General features: G+C 52.7%; 1 pseudogene. It reads right to left on the bottom strand.

Going from position 1 to position 637, the window contains the following annotated elements:
* Positions 1-15: 15 nt before the first annotated feature.
* A pseudogene (locus tag KHQ23_RS25065) lies at positions 16-637 on the bottom strand (IS1 family transposase); the annotation flags it as partial.

Here is a 637-nt window from a genome sequence, read left to right as displayed (position 1 = left end):
GGTAATGACTCCAACTTACTGACAATGTTTTATGTTCAGATAATGCCCGATGACCTTGTCATGCAGCTCCACCGATTTTGAGAACGACAGTGACTTCCTGCCCAGCCTTGCCAGATGCTGCCTCAGATTCAGGTTATGTCGCTCAATGCGCTGCGTATATCGCTTGCTGATTACGTGCAGCTTTCCCTTCAGGCGGGATTCATACAGCGGCCAGCCATCCGTCATCCATACCACGACCTCAAAGGCCGACAGCAGGCTCAGAAGACGCTCTAGTGTGGCCAGAGTGCGTTCACCGAAGACGTGCGCCACAACCGTCCTCCGTATCCTGCCATACGCGTAAAACAGCCAGCGCTGGCGTGATTTAGCGCCGACGTAGCCCCAGTGTTCATCCATTTCAGCGCAAACAATGACGTCATTGCCCGGTTGTATGCGTGAGTTTACCGACTGCGGCCTGAGTTTTTTAAGTGTCGTAAAATCGTGTTGAGGCCAACGCCCATAATGCGTGCACTGGCGCGACATCCGACGCCATTCATGGCCATATCAATAATTTTCTGGTGTGTACCGGGCTGAGAGGCGGTGTAAGTGAACTGAAGCTGCCATGTTTTACGGCAGTGAGAGCAGAGATAGCGCTGATGTC

This window comes from Klebsiella sp. 64 (genome assembly GCF_018223915.1).
GTDB lineage: Bacteria > Pseudomonadota > Gammaproteobacteria > Enterobacterales > Enterobacteriaceae > Klebsiella > Klebsiella pneumoniae.
The sequence above is the reverse complement of the archived record's forward strand: the minus strand, read 5'-3'. Positions and strand labels throughout refer to the sequence as shown.